Origin of the sequence: Marinicella sediminis (assembly GCF_002000055.1) — a bacterium.
Taxonomy (GTDB): Bacteria; Pseudomonadota; Gammaproteobacteria; order Xanthomonadales; family Marinicellaceae; genus Marinicella; species Marinicella sediminis.
Window position 1 is genome coordinate 313028 of the sequence record NZ_MVBD01000001.1, and the last position, 24804, is coordinate 337831.

At 49.5% G+C, this 24804-nt stretch carries 22 protein-coding genes and 1 tRNA gene; 13 read left to right on the forward strand and 10 right to left on the reverse strand.

Going from position 1 to position 24804, the window contains the following annotated elements; translation table 11 throughout:
• Positions 1–73 precede the first annotated feature (73 nt).
• Both B0475_RS01505 and B0475_RS01510 read right to left on the reverse strand, forming a co-directional pair.
• Positions 74–637 carry a nucleotidyltransferase family protein gene (locus B0475_RS01505; RefSeq protein WP_077409640.1) on the reverse strand — a complete coding sequence of 188 codons (564 nt, stop codon included), beginning with the start codon at positions 635–637 and terminating at the stop codon, positions 74–76.
• Complete coding sequence (locus B0475_RS01510; RefSeq protein WP_198538065.1) at positions 634–1599, reverse strand: XdhC family protein; 966 nt, start codon at positions 1597–1599, stop codon at positions 634–636. Before B0475_RS01510 ends, B0475_RS01505 begins: the two co-directional genes overlap by 4 nt.
• A 224-nt stretch (positions 1600–1823) precedes the next feature.
• Here B0475_RS01510 and B0475_RS01515 point away from each other — a divergent pair, with 224 nt between their 5' ends.
• Entirely contained in the window at positions 1824–2390 is a 567-nt protein-coding gene (locus tag B0475_RS01515) for a molybdopterin cofactor-binding domain-containing protein (protein WP_109862320.1), read from the forward strand.
• Between the two features lie 66 nt (positions 2391–2456).
• Positions 2457–2621 (forward strand): hypothetical protein, encoded by a 165-nt coding sequence (locus B0475_RS17585; RefSeq protein ID WP_157892618.1) that lies wholly within the window; start codon positions 2457–2459, stop codon positions 2619–2621.
• On the opposite strand, the gene B0475_RS01520 is transcribed toward B0475_RS17585, so the two are convergent.
• From B0475_RS01520 to B0475_RS01530, 3 genes are all read right to left on the reverse strand, one after another.
• Complete coding sequence (locus B0475_RS01520; RefSeq protein WP_232781822.1) at positions 2605–3246, reverse strand: flavin reductase family protein; 642 nt, start codon at positions 3244–3246, stop codon at positions 2605–2607. The genes B0475_RS17585 and B0475_RS01520 overlap by 17 nt on opposite strands.
• 41 nt (positions 3247–3287) lie before the next feature.
• Positions 3288–5207: a M1 family metallopeptidase gene (locus B0475_RS01525; RefSeq protein WP_077409644.1), complete on the reverse strand. Its 1920-nt coding sequence runs from the start codon at positions 5205–5207 to the stop codon at positions 3288–3290.
• Positions 5208–5281: 74 nt separating this feature from the next.
• Positions 5282–5358 (reverse strand) — tRNA-Asp (locus B0475_RS01530).
• Between the two features lie 192 nt (positions 5359–5550).
• On the opposite strand from B0475_RS01530, the gene B0475_RS01535 reads away from it, so the two are divergent.
• The 4 genes from B0475_RS01535 (at position 5551) to B0475_RS01550 (ending at position 10611) form a co-directional block, all read left to right on the forward strand.
• On the forward strand, positions 5551–7023 hold the full coding sequence (locus tag B0475_RS01535; RefSeq protein WP_077409645.1) for a glyceraldehyde-3-phosphate dehydrogenase: 1473 nt from the start codon (positions 5551–5553) through the stop codon (positions 7021–7023).
• Between the two features lie 155 nt (positions 7024–7178).
• Positions 7179–7778: a DUF937 domain-containing protein gene (locus B0475_RS01540; protein ID WP_077409646.1), complete on the forward strand. Its 600-nt coding sequence runs from the start codon at positions 7179–7181 to the stop codon at positions 7776–7778.
• Positions 7779–7957: 179 nt separating this feature from the next.
• Positions 7958–10264: a DUF1631 family protein gene (locus B0475_RS01545; RefSeq protein ID WP_077409647.1), complete on the forward strand. Its 2307-nt coding sequence runs from the start codon at positions 7958–7960 to the stop codon at positions 10262–10264.
• A 17-nt stretch (positions 10265–10281) separates the two neighbouring features.
• Positions 10282–10611, forward strand: a complete 330-nt coding sequence (locus B0475_RS01550) for a PilZ domain-containing protein (protein WP_077409648.1) — start codon at positions 10282–10284, stop codon at positions 10609–10611.
• On the opposite strand, the gene B0475_RS01555 is transcribed toward B0475_RS01550, so the two are convergent.
• Entirely contained in the window at positions 10605–11957 is a 1353-nt protein-coding gene (locus B0475_RS01555) for a TolC family outer membrane protein (protein ID WP_077409649.1), read from the reverse strand. The genes B0475_RS01550 and B0475_RS01555 overlap by 7 nt on opposite strands.
• 6 nt (positions 11958–11963) lie before the next feature.
• Positions 11964–12602, reverse strand: coding sequence for a protein-L-isoaspartate O-methyltransferase family protein (locus tag B0475_RS01560; protein WP_077409650.1), 639 nt, complete (start codon positions 12600–12602; stop codon positions 11964–11966).
• Positions 12603–12789: 187 nt separating this feature from the next.
• Between B0475_RS01560 and rsmG the strand changes: the two genes are divergently transcribed.
• The 5 genes from rsmG (at position 12790) to B0475_RS01585 (ending at position 20223) form a co-directional block, all read left to right on the forward strand.
• On the forward strand, positions 12790–13374 hold the full coding sequence (rsmG, locus tag B0475_RS01565) for a 16S rRNA (guanine(527)-N(7))-methyltransferase RsmG (RefSeq protein ID WP_157892620.1): 585 nt from the start codon (positions 12790–12792) through the stop codon (positions 13372–13374).
• Positions 13371–14141, forward strand: a complete 771-nt coding sequence (locus B0475_RS01570) for a ParA family protein (RefSeq protein ID WP_077409652.1) — start codon at positions 13371–13373, stop codon at positions 14139–14141. The genes rsmG and B0475_RS01570 overlap by 4 nt, the downstream gene beginning before the upstream one ends.
• A complete protein-coding gene (locus tag B0475_RS01575; RefSeq protein WP_077409653.1) occupies positions 14134–15030 on the forward strand; it encodes a ParB/RepB/Spo0J family partition protein in 897 nt (298 codons plus the stop codon). Before B0475_RS01570 ends, B0475_RS01575 begins: the two co-directional genes overlap by 8 nt.
• A 108-nt stretch (positions 15031–15138) precedes the next feature.
• The gene (locus tag B0475_RS01580; protein WP_077409654.1) at positions 15139–16887 is read left to right on the forward strand and encodes a phosphoenolpyruvate carboxykinase (GTP); all 1749 of its coding nucleotides are present in this window, start codon (positions 15139–15141) and stop codon (positions 16885–16887) included.
• A gap of 243 nt (positions 16888–17130) precedes the next feature.
• Positions 17131–20223, forward strand: coding sequence for an Ig-like domain-containing protein (locus B0475_RS01585; protein ID WP_198538066.1), 3093 nt, complete (start codon positions 17131–17133; stop codon positions 20221–20223).
• Between the two features lie 48 nt (positions 20224–20271).
• Here B0475_RS01585 and rimI read toward each other — a convergent pair whose 3' ends face one another.
• A complete protein-coding gene (rimI, locus tag B0475_RS01590) occupies positions 20272–20754 on the reverse strand; it encodes a ribosomal protein S18-alanine N-acetyltransferase (protein ID WP_077409656.1) in 483 nt (160 codons plus the stop codon).
• A 125-nt stretch (positions 20755–20879) separates the two neighbouring features.
• Between rimI and mgtE the strand changes: the two genes are divergently transcribed.
• Positions 20880–22241 (forward strand): magnesium transporter, encoded by a 1362-nt coding sequence (gene mgtE, locus B0475_RS01595; protein ID WP_077409657.1) that lies wholly within the window; start codon positions 20880–20882, stop codon positions 22239–22241.
• On the opposite strand, the gene tsaB is transcribed toward mgtE, so the two are convergent.
• Entirely contained in the window at positions 22242–22892 is a 651-nt protein-coding gene (gene tsaB, locus B0475_RS01600; protein WP_157892622.1) for a tRNA (adenosine(37)-N6)-threonylcarbamoyltransferase complex dimerization subunit type 1 TsaB, read from the reverse strand.
• Positions 22893–22950: 58 nt separating this feature from the next.
• Here tsaB and B0475_RS01605 point away from each other — a divergent pair, with 58 nt between their 5' ends.
• Positions 22951–23772, forward strand: coding sequence for a M23 family metallopeptidase (locus B0475_RS01605; RefSeq protein WP_077409659.1), 822 nt, complete (start codon positions 22951–22953; stop codon positions 23770–23772).
• A gap of 207 nt (positions 23773–23979) precedes the next feature.
• Here the strand turns inward: B0475_RS01605 and ttcA are convergent, their stop codons facing one another.
• Positions 23980–24804, reverse strand: coding sequence for a tRNA 2-thiocytidine(32) synthetase TtcA (gene ttcA / locus B0475_RS01610; RefSeq protein WP_077409865.1), 825 nt, complete (start codon positions 24802–24804; stop codon positions 23980–23982).

A 24804-nucleotide genomic window follows, 5' to 3' on the forward strand; every position in this document is an offset into this window, starting at 1 on the left:
GTTCTCGAATGGGACATCGAATCATTATGGATGTTCTGACGGAAAGCTGTCAACCTTTGCTCATCCAATCCATTCATGATAAACCGCTCAGTTGATCAGCAGTGTCGATGTCATGATTTCCCTGGGGGCAGTTTATGCTGATGTGCTGCTCATTAGTCTGACGCAACAATGAACGTGCCCCCTGCTCATCTCCAATGGACAGCACGGCTGAAAAATGTGGTGGGGTAAATACAGCTGGTACGCCTGGTTTGCCGTCATAAGTACTGCTGATCAGGTGTTGCCGGTGTTGGTGGGCAGTTTTGATCAGGGATTGATAATGGGATTGGGTAATGTATGGCTGATCGCACAACGCAACCAATACGGCATCTGCATCTGCAGATATCTGCCTGAAACCGGTTTTCAATGAATGGCCCATGCCTTTGCGCCAATGTGGATTGACGATCACACTGGCTTGTTGAATGTGCTGTTGCATGATTTCATGTTGATAACCCAATACCACCCACAGTTCATCACACAATGGCAGCAACCTGTGTTCAATGTGTTCCAGTAATGTCATGGAGCCGGTTTTCAGTAACTGTTTGGGTTGTCCAAGTCTGGATGACCTGCCAGCCGCGAGAACCAGTCCCTTGATTCTCATGGCTGGTAGAAAACAGCCTGCAGTTGTGCCACCACAGAAACCGCGATGTTCTCCGGTAACCGGCCCCCCAGACTCAGTCCCACGGGTGCATGCAGGCGACCCTGTAAGTCTGTAAGTGTTAAACCAGCCAGTTTCAATACCTTGTCTCTGCGCGCCACAGGTCCCAGTAAACCAATGAATGGCGTCTTGCGCTGATTCACCAGTTGCAGATAGGCGGCATCCTGATCGAGGTTGTGACTCATGATGATGGCCGCATCAAAGTCGATTCCTGGTAGTGGGGCAGTATTTGACTGGTGGTGCAGCAGGGTTAGTCTGTGGTCATGATCCTGGTTATTCAGACGTCCGCTGCGATGGTCCAGTAAATAAGTATGCCAGTGCTGAAACAACAGCAGCTGGCACAAAGGAATGGCATCAAATCCGGCGCCCATGACCAGCACCGCTGGCGGTTTGTGGTAATCCAGACTGACCACATCAGGGCTGCTGAAATCAGCATTGCTGTGTGAAGCAGTTGTGTGATTGTGGTTGCTGATTTGCCAGGCCCCGACAGGTGCTGCAGAGCTGGATCGGGTGAGTAGCCTGAGTCTGGTGTCAGTGGCACTGCCTGGTTCCGGATTCAGGGCATCGAGCGGCTGATAGTCATCGGTCAATGCCTGTAGCAGAATGTCTATGGTGCCATCACAACCGGCCCCAAGACCAAACAGTGAATCATCACTCAGGTCATAAGTCAGGATTTTGGCGTCGCCATTGGCAAACAATGATTCGGCATGTTCAGCGATGTCGGCTTCCAGGCAGCCCCCACTGAGCAAACCGTGGGTGGTTTTATCGGCCTCAATGAGCATCATGGCACCAGGTTTTTTATAACTTGAGCCATCAACCCTGACCAGGGTGGCGAGCACCAAAGGCATTTGCTGGTCGCGGGCCTTTTTGAAGGCAGGCCACAAAGGGCTGATTTGTTCAAGCATGAATGGCTGGTTGTTTGAATGGTGATTTATTTTACATGTTGATGATCCGCTTGAACAGCTGCTGTCAGCAAATGGTGACCATCGATACATCAAAACCAGCCATGCGATTCCTACTGGGCAGCTATTCAGGGCAGGTAAGCCTTGCGGGTGGTCTGGGACAAAGGGCCCCATGAATCTGAAAGCACCGGCTGGCTTCAGCCAGTAAATATCATCGCCGACCCAATATGCCTGACGGTGACTTATGCAAAGCAGAACTGTATACGGATGATTATCCTGCCAACATCGTGCCACATCTGCAAATGGAATATCATCCAGCTTCATCGGGATTGCCCCGGGGGTCCTGGCGGGCTCCGGCACACACAGCCAATGGATTTGTGGTACAAAGCTTCATTGATGAGCTGGCTCATGAAAGTGGCCAGGACTCCCTGGCGTTTCAGCTTCAATTAATGGGTGAGCCCAGGGAAATCAACTATGCGAATCACGGCGGTCCGGTATTTAATCCTGGGCGTCTGGCGAATTTATTGCGCCTGGTTGCTGAAAAAATTGATTACCAGCAACCACGTGGCAAGGGACGTGGAGTGGGGTTGGCCACTTATTTTACTTTTGGTGGATATGCGGCTCATGCCATAGCGGTTTCAGTGGATGATCAGGGTGGTTTATGCATTGCCCGGGTGGTGGTGGCGATTAACTGTGGATTTGCAGTCAACCCACGAGGTGTAGTAGCCCAGATGCAGGGAGGAACCATTGACGCCCTGAGCACGGCGCTGAACCTTCAAATTACGGTAGAGTAAGGGCAGGTGGTACAAAGCAATTTTCATGATTACCCATTGATGATGCTGGCGCAGTCTCCCCGATAAATGGAAGTCCATGTGGTTAACCACGGTGGTGAACCGACGGGTGTTGGTGAAATTCCATTGCCCCCGGTGGCACCGGCATTAACCAATGCCATTTTCGCCGCCACTGGTCACCGGATTCGTCGACCACCCATTGCTGATCGATTGCGGGTCATGATGACTGTTTAGGCGGTTTCGGCCTGGCATAGGGAAACGTGTTTTGGTGTGACAGTTGATAATAGCTGTTTAAGCCGGAAATGCCGGCGGTATTGGCGCTTGTCAGGTCAATGTATCCCTCCTCACTGATCAGGTCAGCAGGCAGTCTGATCAGTTCTATCTGACCTACCACCAGACGGGTCTGGTTCAATTCAATGGGGATGATCTGGGATAATTTCATACCTATCTGTACGCAGGCCTCAGCGACGAATGGCGCGGGAAAATCGTTGATGTATTCACTGTCAAACCCACAAATTTCAAATTCAGATTGTTCCCGGTCGTATTTGGCTGATGTCTGATGGGCCTGTTCGACATGAGAGACCGGTACATGATTGATGGTGTAATGCCCGGTTGCAAGGATGTTCTCCAGGGTGTGTCTGGGTACATCACCAGGTGGTCGGGTCACAAATCCCAGCAATGGTGGATGACTTCCCAGGTGAACCAGCGAACTGAAAATGGCCAGGTTGGTTTGGTTGTCAAGCTGGGTGCCAATGAGGTTAGCCGGTTTGATGCCAGTGATGGAGTTTATGATGTTCAGTCTTTTGATCCGGTCTAGCCGGTCGATGTCTTGCCGGGTGAATAGCATGGGTTTGGTCACTAAATAAATCCCATGCTATCCAATTTTATGTGGGCAGAACGTCAATCTGTGGACAGTTCATTTTCCTGTGGCACCAAGGCATCCAGTTGTGCAGTCGCGATGGGATGATAACCGGGCCGGGCTTTGTGGTATATGTGACTGGCCAGGTTCTGTAGTTCGGGATCTGCGACCAGGGCTTCATACAGGGGTTTGATCAGTTTTACCCGGCCAATGCTGACCAGGTATTCAATCAGTCGCGGGTAAGCCGGTTGATAATGGTTGCGCACACTGATCAGCAACCAATCGTGAGCCACCTCACTGTTCTGACGTGCGGTTAAGTTGAACGCCTGATCCAGTTGTTGCAGTTGTGACAAACTGAGTTGATCTGGTAGTGCCCGCAGAAAGTGCAGCCATTCCTGGGTGGTCCAGTTTTCTGTGGGTATGTTGGTCAGTTTGACTTGTTGTAAAAGCCATTGGTTTACCCAGCGATCAATGGCATTGAACCGCTCGGTGACGGGTGGCGTGAAGAATGCCGGCATACCGGGTTCAAACAGCCATTGATTAACCTGATCGATGGTGAGCTTGTTAGGGTGCAATGCCAGTAAGCGGGACTTTAAATGGTTGATGAATTGTTGGGTGTTGATGCTTTGAAAAGCAAACTGTCTGAAGTAATCATTGAGGAAAGTGTCGAATGCCTGCCGGCCAACCTGTTGTTCCATCCACTCAAGAAAAAACCGCCCCTTGTCGTAACTGACTGCGCTGAAGTAGTCATCCGGATCAGGTGTTTTGGCTTGGGCAAACAATGACTGAAAAGGCCGGGGTAAAACGGTCAGTTCATCCAGCAATGCTTGGTAAGCCAGGGTGGCTTCCATGCGCATACGTGGCCGCCCGTGGACAGCTTCAACAATCCTTGACTCAATGTATGAAGTAAACCCTTCGTTGAGCCAGGCGTCTTCCCACAAATCGTTGGTCACCAGGTTGCCAGACCAGGAATGGGCCAACTCATGAGCGATCAGTGAGTCCAGCGATCGGTCGCCGGCGATTACGGTGGGTGTGATGAACGACAGTTTGGGATTTTCCATGCCGCCAAAAGGAAAACTGGGTGGCAGGATCAATAAATCATATTGCCCCCACAGATAAGGGCCGTACAACGCTTCGGTTGCTGTGATCATGGCTTCTGTTTCGGCAAACTCGTGTGCCGCGGCAGCCAGCCACTGTGGTTCGCTGTAGATGGTGACATGTTCACTGATTTTTTTGTGGTGGATGTCTCCGGCGGCAATGGCCAGCAGATAGACAGGGATGGGTTGAGGCATGTCGAATTGAAACTGACCTTCAGTTGCCTCCTGATCATTGTTGTCAGCACTCATCACCACCCGCAATCCGGGGCTCACTTCGATGTTGGCGGTATAAGTGACCCTCACTGAAGGGGTGTCCTGCATGGGAATCCAGCTGCGGGCGTGAATTGACTGAGATTGTGAAAACAGGTAGGGGTGTTTTTTGCCACTTGTTTGAGAGGGCTTCAGCCACTGCAGACCACTGGCAGCTGGCTGGGTTTGGTAATACAGTTTGATGGCGGAGTTGTCTGCCGGCAGATCAACGATGAGTTCGGTGCCCATGCCTTCAATGGTTTGTCCGGTTCGCCACAGCAGTTTGGGGTTCTTGCTGTTGCTGTTGGCTTCTGCCCTTTTGATTTTGAGGTCTTTGATGTCCAGATGGATCTGTTTGGCATCCGGGTCAATGCGATCATAATGAATGAGCACGTAACCGTCCAGGGTGCGATGCCGGAAACTGATGCTTAAATTGAGGTCTATGTGGGTGGCTTTAACCTGACGATGATTTGAAAATGAATAGACATCCGGGCGGTTGGTAACCAGCTTGGGATCCTGGGTACTGAGGATTTGATCACTCAGGCTGGATTTGGTTTGTTGGGTGCTTTGGCAGCCGGCAAGCAGGGCCAATAACAGCAGGGTAATCAGGCGCATTGTTTCAGGTCCAGTCAAAGGGCTCTATGTTACTGAGGACTGGCGGTGAAGACAAGCTTGAAAAGAGAGGAATGTGGCGGAGCGGACGGGACTCGAACCCGCGACCCCCGGCGTGACAGGCCGGTATTCTAACCAACTGAACTACCGCTCCGCAGTGGTGGTTCATCGCGTTTAACAAGCGAGCGCGCATTCTAATACAATTAAAACCAAAGCGGAAGGGTTTTTTTACAACTATTTTTCCATGGCACCAGCGGTGCAGTTTGTCGCATTCAGTGGTAGAATATGCGCCCAATTATCAAGCACTCCTTACTTAATTCGGAATAGGCCCCAGGCCGGAGACGTCATGACTGAAGAAAACAGACCCTTACCAACTGAATTTTTTGCTGACTGGAAAGAACGTGAAGCACTTGCTGAAGGTATGATCCCATTGATTGGCCGGTTGTATCGCCGCCGCAATGTGTCGTTGTACATGTATGGTAAGCGCATGATCAATCAATCAGTCACCGATCTGATGAAAGCGCATCGTTTTGTGCGGCAGGTGGAAGCCAATGAATTGAGTGAGTATGAAACCTTTCCGTTCATCAAAGCCATTGCTGAGTTGCCTCTGGGACCAGCCCACATTGATGTGGGTAAAATGGTATACCGGTATTTCAAAAACAACAGTTACGATGACATCAAGCAGTCTGATGTGGATGGCTATGTCAAAAAGGAATTGTCGCACCTGATTGATTCAGATGCCAAACCGCTGGATAAACCACAAGATGTGGTGTTGTATGGCTTTGGGCGAATTGGTCGCCTGGTTGCCCGCTTGCTGGTTGACAAAACCGGTGGTGGTGATGTTTTGGTGCTGCGCGCCATTGTGATTCGTAAAAGTAATGCGGACAATGACCTGGAAAAACGCGCTGCTTTGCTGCGCAAGGATTCAGTGCATGGCAAATTCAATGGCACCATCCGGGTTCTTGAAGATCAGAATAAACTGGTGATCAACGGTAATGAGGTGCAAGTCATTTATGCCAACTCTCCGGAAGACATTGACTACACTGAATACGGCATCAACAATGCCCTGGTGGTGGACAACACCGGTGTCTGGAAAGACGAAGCCGGCTTGCGTGGACATTTGCGGCCTGGAGCTAAAAAAGTGCTGCTGACAGCACCTGCGCAAGGTGACATACCCAATATTGTATATGGCATCAATCATGACTTGATAACGCCTGATAAAGACGTTATTTGTGCAGCATCCTGTACCACCAATGCCATTGTGCCGGTACTCAAATGCCTGAATGAAGAATTCGGTATCCAGCATGGTCATATTGAAACTGTTCATGCCTACACCAATGATCAAAACCTGATTGACAACTACCACAAGAAAGACCGACGAGGCCGAAGCGCTGCGCTGAACATGGTGTTGACCTCAACCGGTGCCGCCAAGGCGGTGGCCAAAGTGCTTCCTGAGTTGGCGGGTAAGCTGACCGGTAACGCGATCCGGGTGCCTACGCCGAATGTGTCGATGGCCATTCTCAACATTCAGTTGGGTAAGGACACCAATCTGGAAGAGCTGAATGAGTTTCTGCGTTACAAGTCATTGCACTCCCGGTTACAACAACAGATCGGTTACACCATTTCCACCGAAGCGGTGTCTACTGACTTTGTCGGATCAAGACAAGCCTGTGTGATTGATTCGCAGGCCACCATTGTTGAAAATAATCATGTGGTGTTGTATTGCTGGTATGACAATGAGTTTGGCTATTCCTGTCAGGTGGTGCGTTGTCTGGAGAAATTTGCGGGTGTGAACTGGCCTACATATCCAAGTAAGTAATCCACTATCCCCCGATAAAGAGAAGGCGCCGCATGGCGCCTTTTTTAATGGCCGAAGTTTTTGGGCTGTAATGATTGTTGACAAATAATTTCTTGTGCATCGACACAGTTGGGTCTATTTTATAGTCATCAAATACATTTTAAGGAGACAACATCATGCCAGGAATTCTGGACCTCATCAAAAACAACATCGGACAATCAGCGGTTGAACAAGTCAGCAAACAGGTCGGTGGTAATCAGGCAGCCACCCAACAGGCCATTGCAGTCGCTATACCTATGTTGTTATCTGCTTTACAAAAGAACAGCCGTTCACAGTCTGGCGCAGAATCACTCGCCAGGGCGTTGGAACGTGATCATCAGGGCGGTATCCTGGATAATCTGGGTGCTGTGCTGGGACAGTCTTCAACGCAATCAATGGGAGAAAAAATCCTCGGCCATGTGCTTGGTGGACGACAAAACAATGTCTCGAGTCAACTGGGTAAAGCCACGGGTCTTGGCAGTCAGGATGTCACTAAAATTCTGGCCAATCTGGCTCCCGTGGTATTGGGTGCGGTTGGCAAAGCCAAACAACAGAATAATTTAGGTGTGTCTGGGTTGCAGGACCTGCTGAAACAGGAAAGAAAAGCCATCAAGAAAGAACAGCCCAACCTCAGCTTTCTGGAAAAAGCCCTGGACAGCGATGGTGATGGCGATGTTGATCTGGCTGACGTCTTGAAGAAAGGTGGTGGAATTCTTGGCGGATTTTTCGGCAAATAGTTTCATTATCTGACAGAAACCACAACCAGAGAGGATGCTGGTTGTGGTTGTCCTTGCAAATCAGTGCTTTATCATGTAATTTAACAACAAAGTGTGAAGGCCTGATGATTATCAGAGCAACAGGCCGTGAAAGCCCTGATATAGGGTTTGTGGTTTAACAAGGGTGATCAAAAGCGGTAATGAACAAACAACAAATCCTCAAAGAATCCATTGTCATATTTGACAAATACCTGCAGCAGGGACTGAAAGATGCCATGAAGCTGACGCTGAAAAAGCTGTTCAGCAAAGCCGAAGTGGCCTCATCCAATCAGCAAGAACAAGAGCTGTTCAATCAATACCGCCAACTGAAAAATGGTGCCAAACAATTTTCTGGTTTGATTCGCACCAAAATCAAAGAAATGCCGGATTTCATCTCGGCAGAAGTCAATAAATCAGATTCTAAAATGTCACTGTCATTGGTAGAGGACGAAGAACTGTCCATCTCTTTGGCTTTGACTCAGCTGGATTCAACCCTTGAGGTGGTCAGTCATGCGGAACTGTACACCCTCGAAAAACGCATGAATCTGATTTTTGAGAATGAAAAAATTGACAAGACCAACATGCCTTTTTCACCGGCATCAGTGGTCTGGCTGTTCAGTCATGCGTTCACTCAAATTGAATTTGATGTGCCGGTAAAAACCATGATTGTCGAAAACCTGGTCAAGGAATTCAGCGATGATATCAATGAAGCCTACCATGAAATCAATGCGGTGTTTATCAAAGCCGGGATACTGCCAAACATCAAACCGGAAATGATCAGGCCCAAAAGCAGTGGCCAGGACGGCCAGGCTGCTCAGGATCAGGCGATTGATCAAACGGCTACTGATGAGCAATCAGCCAGCGTACAATCAGGCGCGGGCCAAGTGCAGGGTGGTGGATCAGGCCCATCAGGAGGAGCGGCAGGCCAACCAGGTTCATTGCCAGGTCAGGCTGGTGGACATGCTGTTCATCAATCTGGTTCAGCGGGGTATCCTGCCGGTGGATCCGCTGGGGGGAACGTCGAGAGTGGTTATGCTGGTATCCCTGGGCAAAGTGGACAAACGCAACAGGAAGCCCGCCAACTGGTGGAGTCTATATTCGATCTGTTGTCGCCGCCCAGAGGTTCGGCAGTCAGCCAGAACAGTGATGCGGTCTCACAACAAAGTGTGGCCAATGTTGACATTGACCAGGCACTGGAGCAAATCGGTCAGGACACTGGGGTTGTGGCCACCAGCAAAAACATTGGCAACCTCAAGGAAATGTTGACTGACCAGGTCAGAAACAACACCGGCAATTACTATCCAGAGCTGTCTCCAAGACAGCACAAGACATTGGATCTGATGGGTATGGTATATGATGAAATAGAAAACGACAAAACCATCGATACCCACATCCGCTCGTCATTCAACGCAATCAACGTGCCTTTGTTAAGGACTGCGATCAAAGACGAGAGTTTCTTCACAGACAATGGGCATCCAGCCAGGAAATTCATGGAACTGCTGGTTGAATCATCGCAAAAATGGCATGGTACCAATGTCATAAAAAAAATACATCAGTACAGTGACACAGCGGCCAAGTCTTTTGATGGTTCCACACAATCATTTGTTAAGGCGCTGGAGGAATTAACGCAATACCTCAAAGTCACGCAAACCAGAGCTGAGAGGGCAGAACAAAAGTGGATCAGTGCCGCTGAAGGCAAAGAAAAAATGGACATCACCAAAGCGCAGGTGGATGAACATTTACAGGATATTCTCGAAGGTTGTGACATTAAATTTATTCGCGACATCGTGGATCATGTGTGGCGTGATTCCCTGACCCTGACTTTATTGAGAGAAGGTAAGGACTCCCAGCAGTGGGATGAGAAGATTGACTCAGCAAAAACCATCGCTCAGATCGGTAATAAAATGGAGTTCATGAAGTTGTCAGGCCCGGATAAACTCAAGGCCATGCACCAATTGGATCAAACCATGGATGAATTGGGTTTTTCCAAGCGTGACCGCCTATCCACCAAGGACAACATTCACATGTGTTTGTCCTGGCAGGAAAGTGATGAACTCAATAAAGAAGAGAAAAAACCCAGTCTGAAAAAAGTTTTGTCGATTGATGAAGCAGTTAAAACAGCAGAAATTGAGACGGCCAATAAAAAAATCGAAGACATCAGGGAGCTCAGTGACGAAGAAAAAGAGATGCGTTCACAGGTGGTCAATATGCCCTATGGTACGTTATTCGATTTCATTATTAATCAACAAAATGACGTCAAAAGAAGGAAGTTAAGCTGGGTCAGTACAGTCAGTGACCGGGTCTTGTTTGTTGACCTGATTGGCCGTCATCCACACAAAATGAAATTAGCCAGACTGGCGATTGATCTGTGCAGGAAAAACATCATTCGTGTACAATTGCCTGAAGGGGGGTACTTTAAAAACGCACTGAATCGAATAGTCAACCGACTGAAAAAGCTTGCGGCATAACTACAACGGAATAACCCATGGTTGAAAAAAGAGAGTATAAAAGAGTCAATCCACCAGAGGGCTCAACAGTGGTCAATCAAATCAACAATAAGCTGTTGGGTAAAGTGGTTGATATTTCGGCGGGTGGATTTTTGCTGGCGGGTCGGGAAAAATACAGTGCAGGAATGATTTTTCAATTGAACCTGGAATTGGCATTGAGGCCCAAAAGGGTTTTTTCTGTGGGTGCTGAGTGTATCTGGAATGACCCCCAAACCAGTGGTCTGACGTTTGGGGGTTTTCAAATCATCGATATCTCAGATGAGGACATGGCTGACCTGCTTGGTGTGATCGAGCAACTCGATCACTGAACAGTTAACATGGCATTGATGGCTGTGATGTCGTTTTGTTCAAGTACGCCGGCTGCTCTCTTCAAGCGCAGGATATTCATCAGGTAATCATGTTTGGCGCGTGAATAATCGCGTTGAGCCTGGTACAAACTGCGTTGCGAATTCAACACTTCCACAATGTTCCGTGTACCGACTTCGAAACCCGCTGCGGTGGCTTCCTCAGCGCTTTTGGCCGAAACCACTGCCAGGGCCCTGGCCTGTACAGAACTCCAGCCAGCTTCCACATTATGCAACGCATTACGAACGCTGCGCACTGTAGAAAAAGTGGTGCGGTCGAGGTTTTCCATGGCTGCTTTGTATTGCAGTCTTGATTGTCTGGTCAATGACGAAGTCCTGCCACCAGAGAAGATCGGCACACTGACTGTCAGTGTGATCGAGTTAGAATCACGGGTGCTGTCTGGAAACTCCCGCAGTTCAACCGTACCGTCTGGTTGTGGTTGTAAGAAGGTACTGCCTTTGGAATTGTCTTCTGCCAGACGGGCGGAGAGATCTACCGTTGGGAAATGACCAGACTGTTGTCTTTTGATGGTGTACTCAGCCAATTCCGCATCGAATTTAGCGACCCCCAGATCAGGGTTGTTGGCCAGTGCCAGTGATTCCCATTCATCGCGTTCAGTCACCGGCAGGATAACTTGTTCAATGTTGTCGGGCAGCGCGTTCAGGTTCTGATAGTACTGTTGAGTGATTTCGTACAAGGCTTCTTTACTGTCATCCAACAGGTTTTTCGCGTTGATCACACTGGCCCTGGAGCCGTCATACTGTGCCCGTGCTTCGTGCACATCGGTGATCGCAGCCAGACCGACTTCATAACGTTGCTCGGCTTGTTCTAATTGACGTTGAATGGCTTTTTCTTCAGATTCTGCGAATTTTACTGCATCAATGTTGGTCAGCACATCAAAGTAACTTTGCGCCATGCGAATCAGGAATTCCTGTTCTGCGGCATCCAATTCAGCCAGGCCCTTACCTTTTTGTAAATCCGCCTGTCGCCATTCAAGCCAGTTAGCGTGGTCGTAAACTGACTGATTCAGGCTGACTGTCCAACCGTCACTTTCAGAGGTGTCAGGGTCATTGACTGAGCCATCACTGTATGTGGTTTTGGAATCGGATTCTGATTTGGACCAGGAGCCTGAGACCTGAGGCAGAAAATTAGCCAACGCCTGTTTTTTGTTTTCCAGGGTGGCTTGCTGGTTGTATTTGGCGGCCCTCAATTGAGGGTCTTTTTCCAGTGCCACATTCAGCACATCAACCAGGTCTTCTGCCATGGCGTGACCTGCGAACAGGGAACTTAATAAGAATAATTTCTTCATAATTTATCAGAGTTTAAATGTCTTGGTTTCGTTGGCTTGGGTTAGTTTGCCAACCACGGTGTCAAAATGTGATGAATAGACTGATGCAGAATCATAGACCCGCGCTTCCATAATAGGTTCCTGGCCGACGATGGCAAACACCTGCCCGTTGGGTTTAAGCCAGTCAAACACCTGCTCAGGCAATGATTCCAGGGATCCGGTGATGATCACCCGATCGTATTTTTGTTCTGCTTTGAATGAAAAAAAGTCAGCCTGTTCACAAGTGACGTTATCAATGTGGTTCTCTTTGAGTTTTTGTTTGGCGTTTTCTGTGAAGTCAGCATGCAGGTCAATGCTGTGAACGTAGTTGGTCAGTTTGCTCAGCAGTGCGGTTACATAAGCACTGCCAGTGCCGATCTCAAGCACCAGTTGGTGTTCGTCCAGGTCGAGGGCCTGAAGCATCCTGCCTTCAACCACTGGCTTCATCATGCTTTGTCCATGTCCGATTGGTAATGCCAAATCAGCAAAAGCCAGTTTTCGTTGTGGTACCTGGACAAATTCTTCACGTTGTACCTGGAGCATGGCATTGAGGATGTCTTTGTTGATCACATCCCAGGAGCGCACTTGCTGGGCGACCATGTTGTGTCGTGCTTTATCAAAATTCATGTATTAATTTGCCTTTTTTGTTATGATGTGGCCATCTGATCCTTGCTTGATTAAGCCTCGGAGCTCTGAATATTAGCTTACTGATAATCAGCACCATATCATGGGTTAAAAGTCACATTTTATGTTATTTTCACCAATGAACGAAGCCAATTTAATAAAGTTACAAACAAATAAGCTGATTGAAGGTATGGCGCAATTGAAGTTGCCCGTCGATCGTGCGCCACAGATCATGGCCTATTTGCAACTGTTGCAGAAGTGGAATAAAACCTACAACCTCACTGCCATTGACCAACTGGCAGAGATGGTCACGCATCATGCGCTTGATGCCCTGGCTGTGTTGCCTTACTACACAGGTCAGCGCATCATTGATGTCGGAACCGGTGGCGGCATACCTGGATTCATCATTGCCATCATGTGTCCTGAAAAATCGGTCACTTTGCTGGATGCCGTGGGTAAAAAGGCCCGTTTTATGAGGCAGGTTAAGCGGAGTCTTGATTTACCTCAGGTCAGTGTCATTCATGAACGGGTGGAAAATTATTTTCCTGATGAAAAATTCGATGTGGTAACATCACGGGCCTTTGCGGAACTCAGTCAGTTTTTAACATTAACGGCCCATCTGGCAAAGCCAGGTGCAGAATTTCTGGCAATGAAAGGTCCCAGGGAAGAACCAGTGGGTGCTGATTTGGGTTTCAGACAAACCGCCGTTTGGGACATCAGGGTGCCGTTTTTGGCAGAGCAAAGAAAATTGTATCAATTTAAAAAGACAACATGAAACACAAAAATAAAATCATTGCTGTGGCCAACCAGAAAGGCGGGGTCGGAAAAACCACCACCACCGTGAATCTGGCCGTCGGGTTGGTTCAGTTGGGTAAAAAAGTTTTGCTCATTGACCTGGATCCGCAAGGCAATGCCACCATGGCATGTGGTGCTGATTCCAGGCATTTGTCTTTGTCTTCGTGTGAAGTGTTGATGGATGAGTGTGAGGCCGCTGAGGCCATCATCCAGGGTGGCCAGGTCGATTTGATGGGGGCTAACACCAATCTCACGGCTGCTGAACTACAAATGATGGAGTATGAAGAACCGCAAACGGTTTTGAAAGAACAACTGAAAGGCGTCATTGAGCAGTATGATTATGTGCTCATTGATTGTCCGCCATCCCTGAGTATCCTGACCATCAACGCCCTGGCGGCAGCCAACAGTGTGTTGATACCTATGCAATGTGAATACTATGCCCTGGAGGGGTTGACTTCATTGCTGGACACCATTGAAAGGGTCAGACAAACCGTCAATCCGGCACTGGAAATTGAAGGGTTGTTGAGGACCATGTTTGATGGTCGCAATAACCTGGCAAATGATGTTGCTGAGCAAATCAGCGAACATTTCGGCTCCAAGGTTTTTACCACGGTGGTTCCGCGGAATGTCAAAGTGGCGGAAGCCCCAAGTTTTGGTCAGTCGGCCATTGAATATGACCACTTGTCCAGAGGGGCGGTGGCATACAAAGGCCTGGCCAGTGAAGTGTTGAGGAGAAACCATGGCTAAGAAACTCACCAAAAAAACCAGTAAGAAAAAAGTCACCAGAAAAAGTGGTCTCGGTCGTGGACTGGATGCTTTGTTGGGAAGCCGCCCGACCAGCACTGAGCCACAGCATGCGGAAAGCAGCGAACTACAAACCCTTGGCATCGAACAGTTGCAACCTGGCCAGTATCAGCCACGCAGCATCATGGACCAGGACAAGTTACAGGAACTGGCAGATTCCATCAGTTCGCAGGGTATTGTACAGCCGATTGTGGTCAGGCAACTGACCAGCGGACAATATGAGATCATTGCCGGCGAGCGTCGCTGGCGAGCTGCGCAACTGGCTCAGCTTTCAGAAGTACCGGTCCTGGTGAAGCAGGTCGATGATCAACAGACCATTGCCATGGCGCTGATTGAAAACATCCAGCGAGAAGACCTCAATCCGTTGGAAGAAGCTCTGGCGTTGCAAAGGTTGATCGATGAGTTTGCCATCACCCATGCTGAAGCGGCTGAAGCAGTGGGACGTTCTCGGGTGGCAGTCAGCAATCTGCTCCGACTGCTGGAATTAAGCAGTGCGGTGAAAGAGATGCTCAATGATGGTCTTCTGGAAATGGGTCACGCCCGGTGTTTGTTGTCACTGGATCCGGCGGATCAGGCCAGTGTGGCCAGACAGGTTGTGGCCAAAAAATTATCCGTGCGTCAGGCAGAAGCTTTGGTCAAGTCATTCAAACAACCGAAAACAACTGGTCAACCAGAAGAAAAGATGGCTGACATCCGACATCTTGAACAACAGTTGTCTGAAAAATTATGCGCCCGGGTTGATCTGCAGCACTCGGCCAAAGGCAAAGGCAAGCTGGTGATTCATTACCACAATTCTGATGAGCTGGACGGTATTTTAGAGCGGATTAAGTAAGAACATTAAAAGCGCGCCCAAAATCCTTCAAGATTACCCGTTTTGCTTGATTTTCTGTACCTGAAAGGTTAAGGTTTGCCACCAATTTTTTAGTTGGAAAACATTCGCATGAGCACAACGAATCAAGCCCTGGCCGATTGGGTCAAAGAAATTGCTGAACACACCCAAGCGGACCAGATTTATTGGTGTGATGGCAGTGACGCTGAAGACAAAAAATTCAATGAGCTGTTATTGGCTGATGGCAGCTACAAGCAACTCAATCCTGAAACCCACCCCAATTGTTATTTACACCTGTCTGACCCGCAGGATGTGGCTCGTGTGGAACACCTGACATTCATCTGTACAGAACAAGAAGCCGATGCCGGCCCAAACAATCACTGGATGGCTCCTGATGAAGCCCACAGTAAAATTGATGACTTGTTCAAAGGTTGTATGAAAGGCCGTACCATGTATGTGATTCCCTATTGCATGGGACCCATTGATTCACCAATCTCTCGCTGCGGTGTGGAAATCACTGACAGTGCATATGTGGTCCAAAACATGCGTTTGATGACCCGCATGGGTCAGGCAGCATTGGCCAGAATTGAACGTGAAGGTGGCTTTGTCAAAGGCCTGCATTCAACCGGAGAACTGGATCCGGAACGCCGTTTTATCATGCACTTTCCGGAAGAACTGACCATCAAGAGTTATGGTTCCGGTTATGGTGGTAATGCTTTGCTGGGTAAAAAATGTCACGCTTTGCGGATTGCTTCCTACCAGGCCAAAACCGAAGGTTGGCTTGCAGAACACATGTTGATTCTGGGCATCAAGACACCAGCCGGTAAACAACACTATGTAGCCGCGGCCTTTCCATCAGCCTGTGGTAAAACCAACCTGGCGATGTTGATTCCACCGGAAGGATACGTTAAAGATGGTTGGGAAATCAGCACTGTAGGGGATGACATCTGCTGGATGCGTCCAGGTGAAGATGGTCGTTTGTGGGCCATCAATCCGGAAGCTGGATTTTTTGGTGTGGCACCGGGTACCGCCAAAGACACCAATCCCAATGCATTGGCCATGTTGTATCAGGACACCATTTTCACCAATGTGGCTGAGACCGAAGATGGTCAGCCCTGGTGGGAAGGTTTGGATGACCGCACGCCAAAAACCGATTGGCAGGGACGGCCTTATGATCCGGCCAACGGTCCGGCAGCACATCCCAATTCAAGATTCACGGTTTCAGCCAAACGCTGTCCCAGCTATTCATCAGAATCTGAATCCGCCACTGGTGTGCCTATAGATGCCATTGTATTCGGAGGCCGTCGGGCCAGCCTGGTTCCTTTGGTTGCTGAAGCCAGGGATTGGGAACATGGCGTATTGATGGGCGCCACTGTGGCTTCAGAAACCACCGCTGCTGCCACCGGTGCGGTGGGCGTGGTCAGACGAGACCCGATGGCCATGAAACCCTTCTGTGGTTATCATTTTGGTGATTACTGGGGTCACTGGATCAGCATGCAAGAAAAAGCCAGTCGTTTGCCTAAGGTATTCACTGTAAACTGGTTCAGGAAAGATGAGCAGGGTCAATTCATGTGGCCTGGTTTTGGTGAAAACATGCGCGTACTGGAGTGGATCATTGGCCGTTGTCAGGATCAGCTTGATGCCAATGAAACAGCCATTGGTATGCTGCCTTCCAGGGATGACATCAATACCAAAGATCTGGATATGGACCTGAATGTACTTGACGAATTACTGGCAGTAGATCAACAAGCCTGGCAAAACGAGCTGAGCTCAGTGGATGCCTTTTTGCAGGGCTATGGTGAGCGGGTGCCAGCGGCTTTGTTCAAACAATTGCGCCGTATCAGTGATCAGTTAGACTGATCGCCCTTTGAACTGATTAAAAACCCTGCCAAGCAGGGTTTTTTTTTGAGCCAACGACTCGTCTGCACCACGCAGCGGTTTAATTGTGACAAGCTCAACACAATTGTCATCAAGCAGTGCTAAAATAAACAGCAGAAGCGCACATTCACAGGCTTGAAGCCCCTCCACGGATCAAATGCATACAGTGTAAAGAGCTGAATCGTCATGGTGTGTGTCCTGAACCGAAATGAAACAGGTAGAGATATGAAAAGAATGAAATCATTAGGGCTGTTGGTTCTGACAGTCGCTGGCATCCACACTGCCATTGCAGCTGATTTGCTGAATGAAAGTTTTGAGACCGACGGGCAAGGTGTGCGATATACATCAACACAGGAGTTCATCGATACGGCCAGTGATCACTGGGGAAGAACTGATGGCAGTAACATCAGTAATTTCTCGGGACCTTACAGCGGATTTGATGGCACCACTTTCTGGGCTGCTGAAGACGTTGATGATCCAGACGGAAACGGCCTGGATACTCAAACCATTTATTTTGAAAACATCAACATCACCGGCCACAACAACTTGCAGTTTCTGGGGTTATTTGCCGCAGGCAATGAGAGTGGGCCCGGTGCCAGTAAGTACGATGCCGCAGATGTGTTCAAAGTTCAGTACCGGATCAATGGTGATGGAGCTGATCCATTCACAGATGGGGTGTGTTTCGCCTATGAAAACAATGGTGATGCTTCCAATGAGCCCATCGGCCTGGATGCCGATTGTGATGGTGAGTCCGATGGTGTGGCTGGTCGCCTTGGTACCAGCATGACTGAATATGGTTTCACAATTGCAAGCACCGGCTTTACCATGGATTTATTGGTCACTGTTTCTGTCGACGCAGGTGAAGAAGAGCTTGCGCTGGATCATTTGAGGGTGATCGGTGATCCCACCGGTATTGACAGCCCGCCAGTGATTATCAGTACCACTCCCGGTGATTCGGCGGTGAATGTGGCAACCAGCAGTCAGATATTGGTGGAGTTCAACGAAACCGTTGATGTGGCAGCCAATGCCGTCAACATCAATTGTACCCTCAGTGGCATACAAAACCTGCCGGCAGCTCCTGAAGCGGGCATCACCAGTCTAACTCTTAATCCAACTGATTTTACTTCAACAGAGGATTGCACAGTAACGGTTAATGCGGCATCGGTGTCTGATGTTGACGGCTCGGCTGACCAGTTAGACGGTGACGGCAATGGTACACCAGGTGATGATTTTGTGTTCAGTTTCACTTTGGAACCTGATGTTCCCCCCACTGTTACGGGCAGTTATCCGGCCAATGGTTCGGTTGGGTTTGGTGTGGCGGATGATTTGACCATTGATTTCTCGGAATCCATTGATGCCACTGCCACAGCAGCCACCCTGGTATGCAGCGTGTCTGGTGCAGTCAGTTTCAGCGGATTACCGTTGAATGACAGTACTGTCATGACTTTGAACCCTGACAACAACCTGATTGATACGGAAACCTGTGACCTGACCATCGCAGCGGCGGAAGTCACTGACAATGATTTGACTGCGGATAACATGGAGAGTGATGAAGTCATCTCTTTCACGGTTGGTTTCCCGGTGGTGGAAATTTTTGATATTCAGGGAGCTGGCTTGATTTCGCCGTATGACAATTCAAGGGTAACCACCCTCGATAACATTGTTACGGTATTGACGCCAAATGGATTCTATATGCAGACTCCGGACGCCCGGGATGACCTGGACTTCACCACTTCCAATGGCATATTTGTATACACCCAGAATCCCCCGACTGTAGCCGTTGGTGACCAGGTTGATCTCACCGGTGATGTCACAGAATATTTTGGTTTGACTGAATTCACCAATCCCTTCAGTTATGTGTTATCAGTAGATTCTCAGGGTAATCCATTACCCACTGCGGTGTTGCTCAATGACAGCTTCCCGCCCAACGATCCGGCGCAATTGGTTTGTCCTGCTGAAGGATTGGACTATGAATGCCTGGAAGGCATGTGGTTCAACATGCCACAAGGCTTTGTCAGCAGTGCCTCCATTGCTTTTTTTGGTGCCAATCGGGATGACCAGCTGGTTCGGGCCGGAACAGCCCGGGCCTTCCGTGAGCCGGGTATTGATTATCCGGGACAACCCGGATTGCCGGTGTTTGACGGAAATCCTGAATTGTTGGAAATGGACATCGATACATTGGGACTCGATTTGGCAACTAACAGCCACCCGGCAGGCAGTGAGATCAGTGTGACTGGGGTGTTTGGTTATGATTTTGAGGAATATGAAATCTGGCCATCACAAATCACTCTGATCAATGAAAATGTCATTCCTTCGGCGGTCAGAGATGCCGGTGATGAGGTGACCCTGGCTTCAGCTAACATGTATCGTTTCTTTGATGATGTGGATGATCCGGGTGATCAGGATGATGGCCAGGTGGAAGATCCGGTGGATTATGCCAACCGTTTGCTGAAACTGGCCAACTATGTGGTCAACGACTTGAAATCACCGATCATTCTGGCTTTACAGGAAGTAGAAAACATCAATGCACTGAACGACCTGATCATGGCCATCAGTAACGCAGGTGGTCCGGCTTACACCGCTGAACTGATTGAAGGCAATGACCGGGGTGGAATTGATGTGGCTTACTTGTATCAGACTGCCTTGCTGTCCAATGTGACGCTGGATCAGTTGGGTGAAACAGAGGTGATTGTTGGTTTTGATGGCGCCTTGTTGCATGATCGGCCACCTTTACACCTGCGCGCTGAAGTCAGCCTTGTGCAAGGTGATTTCACCATCAATGTACTGGTGGTTCATTTACGTTCCCGGGGAGGTATTGATGATCCTTCAGAAGGCGACCGGGTCAGAGGTAAACGTTTGCAGCAGGCCAATTCAGTGGCCGCGATGATCGATGACATTCAGACCAATCACCCTGGTGAGTCATTGTATGTATTGGGTGATTTCAATGCCTTCCAGTTTTCTGATGGATATGTTGATGTGATTGGTCAAATCACTGGTGAAGCTGTGCAGGCAGAAAACCTGGTTTGGACGCCGCCGCAGTTTGCCGCAGATCCATTGCACCAGGCCGTCCAGTTGCTGTCGCCCGAACAGCAGTATTCTTTTGTGTTCCGGGGCAGTGCCCAGGTTCTGGACAATGCGATCATGAATGATGCCGGTCTGATGAACCTGATCGAGATGCAATTTGTGCGAGGTCAGGCAGATGCTGGTTTGGACAATGAAGATGACAACAGCACATCGATCAGGTCTTCAGATCATGATGGTTTTGTGTTATTCATCAAAGAAGATCTGGATTTGATCTTCCGCAATGGTTTTGATTAATAGTCAGCCAGTGCAATTCTGAAAAAGCCCGTCATCGACGGGCTTTTTTTATGGCTGGACGACTTTCCGTGACATCAACAGGGCATCTTCTTTGACAAGTTTCCCTTGGCTGTCACGATACCGATAGTAGTTTTTCCGGCGGCCGATGGTGTCAAAATGAAAGGACTGATAGAGCCTGATGGCTGCGGCATTGCTTTCCCTGACTTCAAGCCAGAGATGACCGGCATGATTGATGCGACATATCAACAGCAGCCGATGCATCAGCTGGCGGCCCATGGATTGTCGTTGATACGCCGGTGCCACGCCGATGTTCAACAAGTTGGCTTCCTCAAATCCCATCATCAGTACGGCATAGCAAACGAGCTTTCCAGGATCTTCCGGCTGATACCCTTTGATACATTGGTACCCGGCCTTGATGCAGTCAAACATGATTTTTTCTGACCAGGGGTTGGGGTAAATCTGTTGTTCGATCGACATGATCTGCGGTACATCAACAGCGCTGAACGATTCAAAAATGAGTTTGTTTTTCAAGGTGTTGTCATCTCTGTGTAAGGTCTGAATTGTACTTTGAATGAGGCTTGTATTATCATAACATGATCATTCAGTGGGAAGATCACTGCCACACATCACAAACACAGCGTTAGCACAGGAATTTTATGGTCGAATCAGTGCCCAATGAGGCAACAGAAAAAGACATTTCAGCGTTGAACACCGCTCTGGAAGAAGAGCGCATGGGCGAGGTTACCCGCATCATCAATGGCATACCGGGCGCGGAAGTGGCCTTGTTTCTGGAATCTCTGCCAGGTGAAAAGCGTAATGCCGTCTGGGATTTGGTAGACGATGCCAGTCAGGGTGATGTGTTGGTCTCACTGCACGATGAGGTGCGTGATAACCTGATTGAGGGTATGGACACTGAGCAGTTGGTGGAAGCCACCCGCGATCTTGATCTGGATGACATGGCAGACATCATTGTTGATCTGCCTGAGGAAGTTTCCAATCAGTTGATCCTGTCCATGGATAAAGCCTCCAGGGAACTGCTTGATCAGGTATTGTCCTATCCGGAAGATTCAGCTGGTGGCTTAATGAACCCGGAAGTGGTGACCGTTCGTTCCGATGTGAGTGTGGAAGTGGTCAAGCGCTATTTCCAATTCAGGGGGGTGTTACCTACGCCGGTTGGTGATTTGTTTGTGGTGGGACGTAAGGGGCATTACAAGGGCAGGGTTCCCATCGCCACTTTGCTGACCTGTGACCCGAAAACCCCGATCAAAGACATCATGGATGAAGATGCGTTGGCGATTCCGGCCAAAACCCCAGCCAGTGAAGTGGCGCAGGATTTTGAGCACAATGACTGGATTTCTGCGCCTGTGGTGGATGACAAGAACAAGCTTATAGGACGCATCACCATTGATGATGTGGTTGATGTGATCCGTGAAGAAGCCGAACGTTCAGTGATGCGCATGGCTGGTTTAAATGAAGAAGGTGATATGTTTGCTCCGATCCTGACTTCATCAAAAAGAAGGGCCATCTGGTTAGGCATCAATTTACTGACTGTCCTCATGGCGGCTTTTGCGATTGGTTTTTTCGAAGAAACTTTGCAAAAAGTCACCGCGCTGGCCATCCTCATGCCGGTGGTGGCATCGATGGGAGGTATTGCCGGCTCTCAAACCCTGACCCTGATGATTCGCGGTATGGCCACTGGCCAGGTCGGTAGCGGTAACATCAAAGACTTATTGGGCCGGGAGTTTATGATTGGGGTAATCAACAGCATACTATGGGCTGTGGTGCTGGCTTCACTGACTGCATTTTGGTTTAAAAACTGGGACATCAGTGTGGTCATTGCCATGGCTTTGGCGGTTAATCTGGTGGCCGGTGCTCTGGCCGGTGTGGTGATTCCCGTGATGCTGCGTCGCATGAGCATTGACCCGGCCATTGCCGGGGGTGTGGTACTGACCACTGTGACTGATATAGTGGGGTATGTATCCTTCCTTGCGTTTGGTACCTGGTTGTTACTGGGCTGATCAGTTGAAGACCACTTTTTCCCGGATGTAACTGGGTTGGATGTGGATGATGTGTTGTGCCTGCTGTGGGAAATCCTGCTTCACAATGTGTAATAAAGTTGTGGCCTCCGGGTGACTGTCGGGCAGCACCCGGGCATCATGAGGAGCCTCCAGCATGCTTTTAAAGGCACTGCCACTGCATACCTCAAATCCAGCTGTGTCGATCGCCTCAGGTGCAGCCAAACTGTCTTCAGTCAGGCGTTTTAAGTGACCATCGCTGATTTCAAAGGTCGCCCAGTAAACTTCTCCCATGCGGGCATCATTGGCGATCAGTAGTTTGCCCTGCTGCTCCGGGTTTTGCTGCCATAACTGATGGGCCATGTTATGCAGTGTGGAAATGGCCACCACCGGCACTTCCCAGGCCAAGGCCAGACCCTGGACCACTGACATGGCGATACGAACACCGGTAAAAGCCCCTGGTCCCTGACCAAAAACAATGCCATCGACCGCTGACTTACTGATGCCCTGAGCGTTAAGCAAGTCATCCAGATAGCCAAGCACCAGATCGGCATGTTGACGTGGTGCCAATTGTTTTTTGTCGGTGATGTGGCCTTGATGTAACAAGCCCACGGAACACAGTTCGGTGGCGGTTTCTATGGCGATCAGATTCATCGTGGTTGCTGCGTTGGCTGTGAATGTTAGAATAAGCGATTTATTATAGATCAAAGCCATGAAAAGTGTTACCCTCGTCTGTTTGCTGTTTGTTGCTCAATTGTTGTCAGCTGAGCCTTATCGATTGACATTGAATGGCGAACCCTGGCAAGGTGCACTGGTGATTGGTAACACCAATCCCGGGGCAGCCGTCAGTGTGGATGGTGCATCGGTGGCGGTGACCGATGATGGCTATTTTATCTTTGGCTTTGGTCGTTTCGAGGATCAGGCCAAAGTGGTTGAGGTGGAACATCAGGGGACCAGGTACTTGACCACGGTACCCGTCAAACCCAGGGAATTTCCCACCGAGCGTATCGATGGTTTACCGGCAGCCAAAGTCAATCCACCTGCTGAACGGCTGGCCAGGATTGCCAGAGAGCAGGCTGAAGTCAAATCAGCCAGATCAGTGTGGTCAGATCAACGGGCATTTCTTGAGTCGTTCATCTGGCCATCTGAGGGTCGGATCAGCGGGGTGTACGGCAGTCGGAGGATATTGAACGGTGAACCCAAAAGGCCCCATTACGGGATGGACATCGCCAACGTCACCGGCACACCGGTGGTGGCTCCGGCCAGTGGCGTGGTGACCATGGCAGTTGATGATCACTATTACACTGGTGGAACCATCATCATTGACCACGGTTATGGTTTGAACAGCACCTACCTCCACCTCAGCCAGGTTGATGTCAAAGTCGGCCAACGGCTTGAGCAGGGGCAAAAAATGGGCGAAATTGGTGCCACCGGGCGGGCCACTGGCCCTCATCTGGATTGGCGACTGAACATTGGTACCTCACTGCGCTTGGATCCGCAACTGATCATTCCACCTGAACCTCAGAAAGAGTAAGGTCAAATGGCACAACGACCACGGCAATGAGATCACCGAAGGCCTTGTCCGCATCGGTTCTGTGAGACGGCAGTGCAAGTCTGGGTACACTCATGGTTAAGTGTAAACCACAATTGGATGATTGAAGTGCTGGTGATCCGGGTTCTGAACGGCAAGCCTGATTTGATCACCCCTGACCAACGGTTTATCAACGCGATATCCGGGTGTTCAGAGAACCTTGAACTGTGTGTTGGCAGCCTGTTTCAGGGCTTTGAAGTCAAACAATTCCGGATCGCACAGGTGTGAAGGCACCAACTGGGTCATGGCGCGGGCAATGTTGTCCACCCGTCCAGGCTGAATCTGATCCCATTGCTGCAGCATGTGTTTGATCGCCTGGCGCTGCAGGTTATCTTGTGAACCACACAGGTTACAGGGGATGATGGGGTATTGTTGGTATTCAGCCAGTTGTGCCAGGTCTTTTTCCCGGCAATAGGCCAGAGGTCGGATGACGATGTGCTGACCGTCATCACTGAGCAGTTTGGGTGGCATGCTTTTCAGTTTGGCGCCGAAAAACATGTTCAGAAACAAGGTCTCCACCATGTCATCCTGGTGATGACCCAGCGCCAGTTTGTTGCACCCCAGTTCATCAGCAACCCGGTAGAGAATGCCGCGGCGTAAGCGGGAACACAAGCCACAAGTGGTTTTGCCAACCGGGATCTTTTCTCTGACTATGGAATAGGTGTCTTCTTCAATGATGCGGAATTCCACACCCTGTTCCTGCAGATAAGCGGGCAGCACATGTTCCGGAAACCCTGGCTGTTTCTGGTCGAGATTGACCGCCACCAATTGAAAGTCAAAGGGTGCTTTACGCTGAATCATTTGCAGCAGGGTGAGCATGGCATAGGAGTCCTTACCACCGGATAAACACACCATGATGCGATCGTCAGGTTCGATCAGGCCAAAATCGCCGGAGGCTTTGGCCACTTGCCGGCGTAATTTGTGGGCCAGTTTTTGAGCTTGTTGGGCGTTGTCGGTGTTGACGTCTTGCAGCAT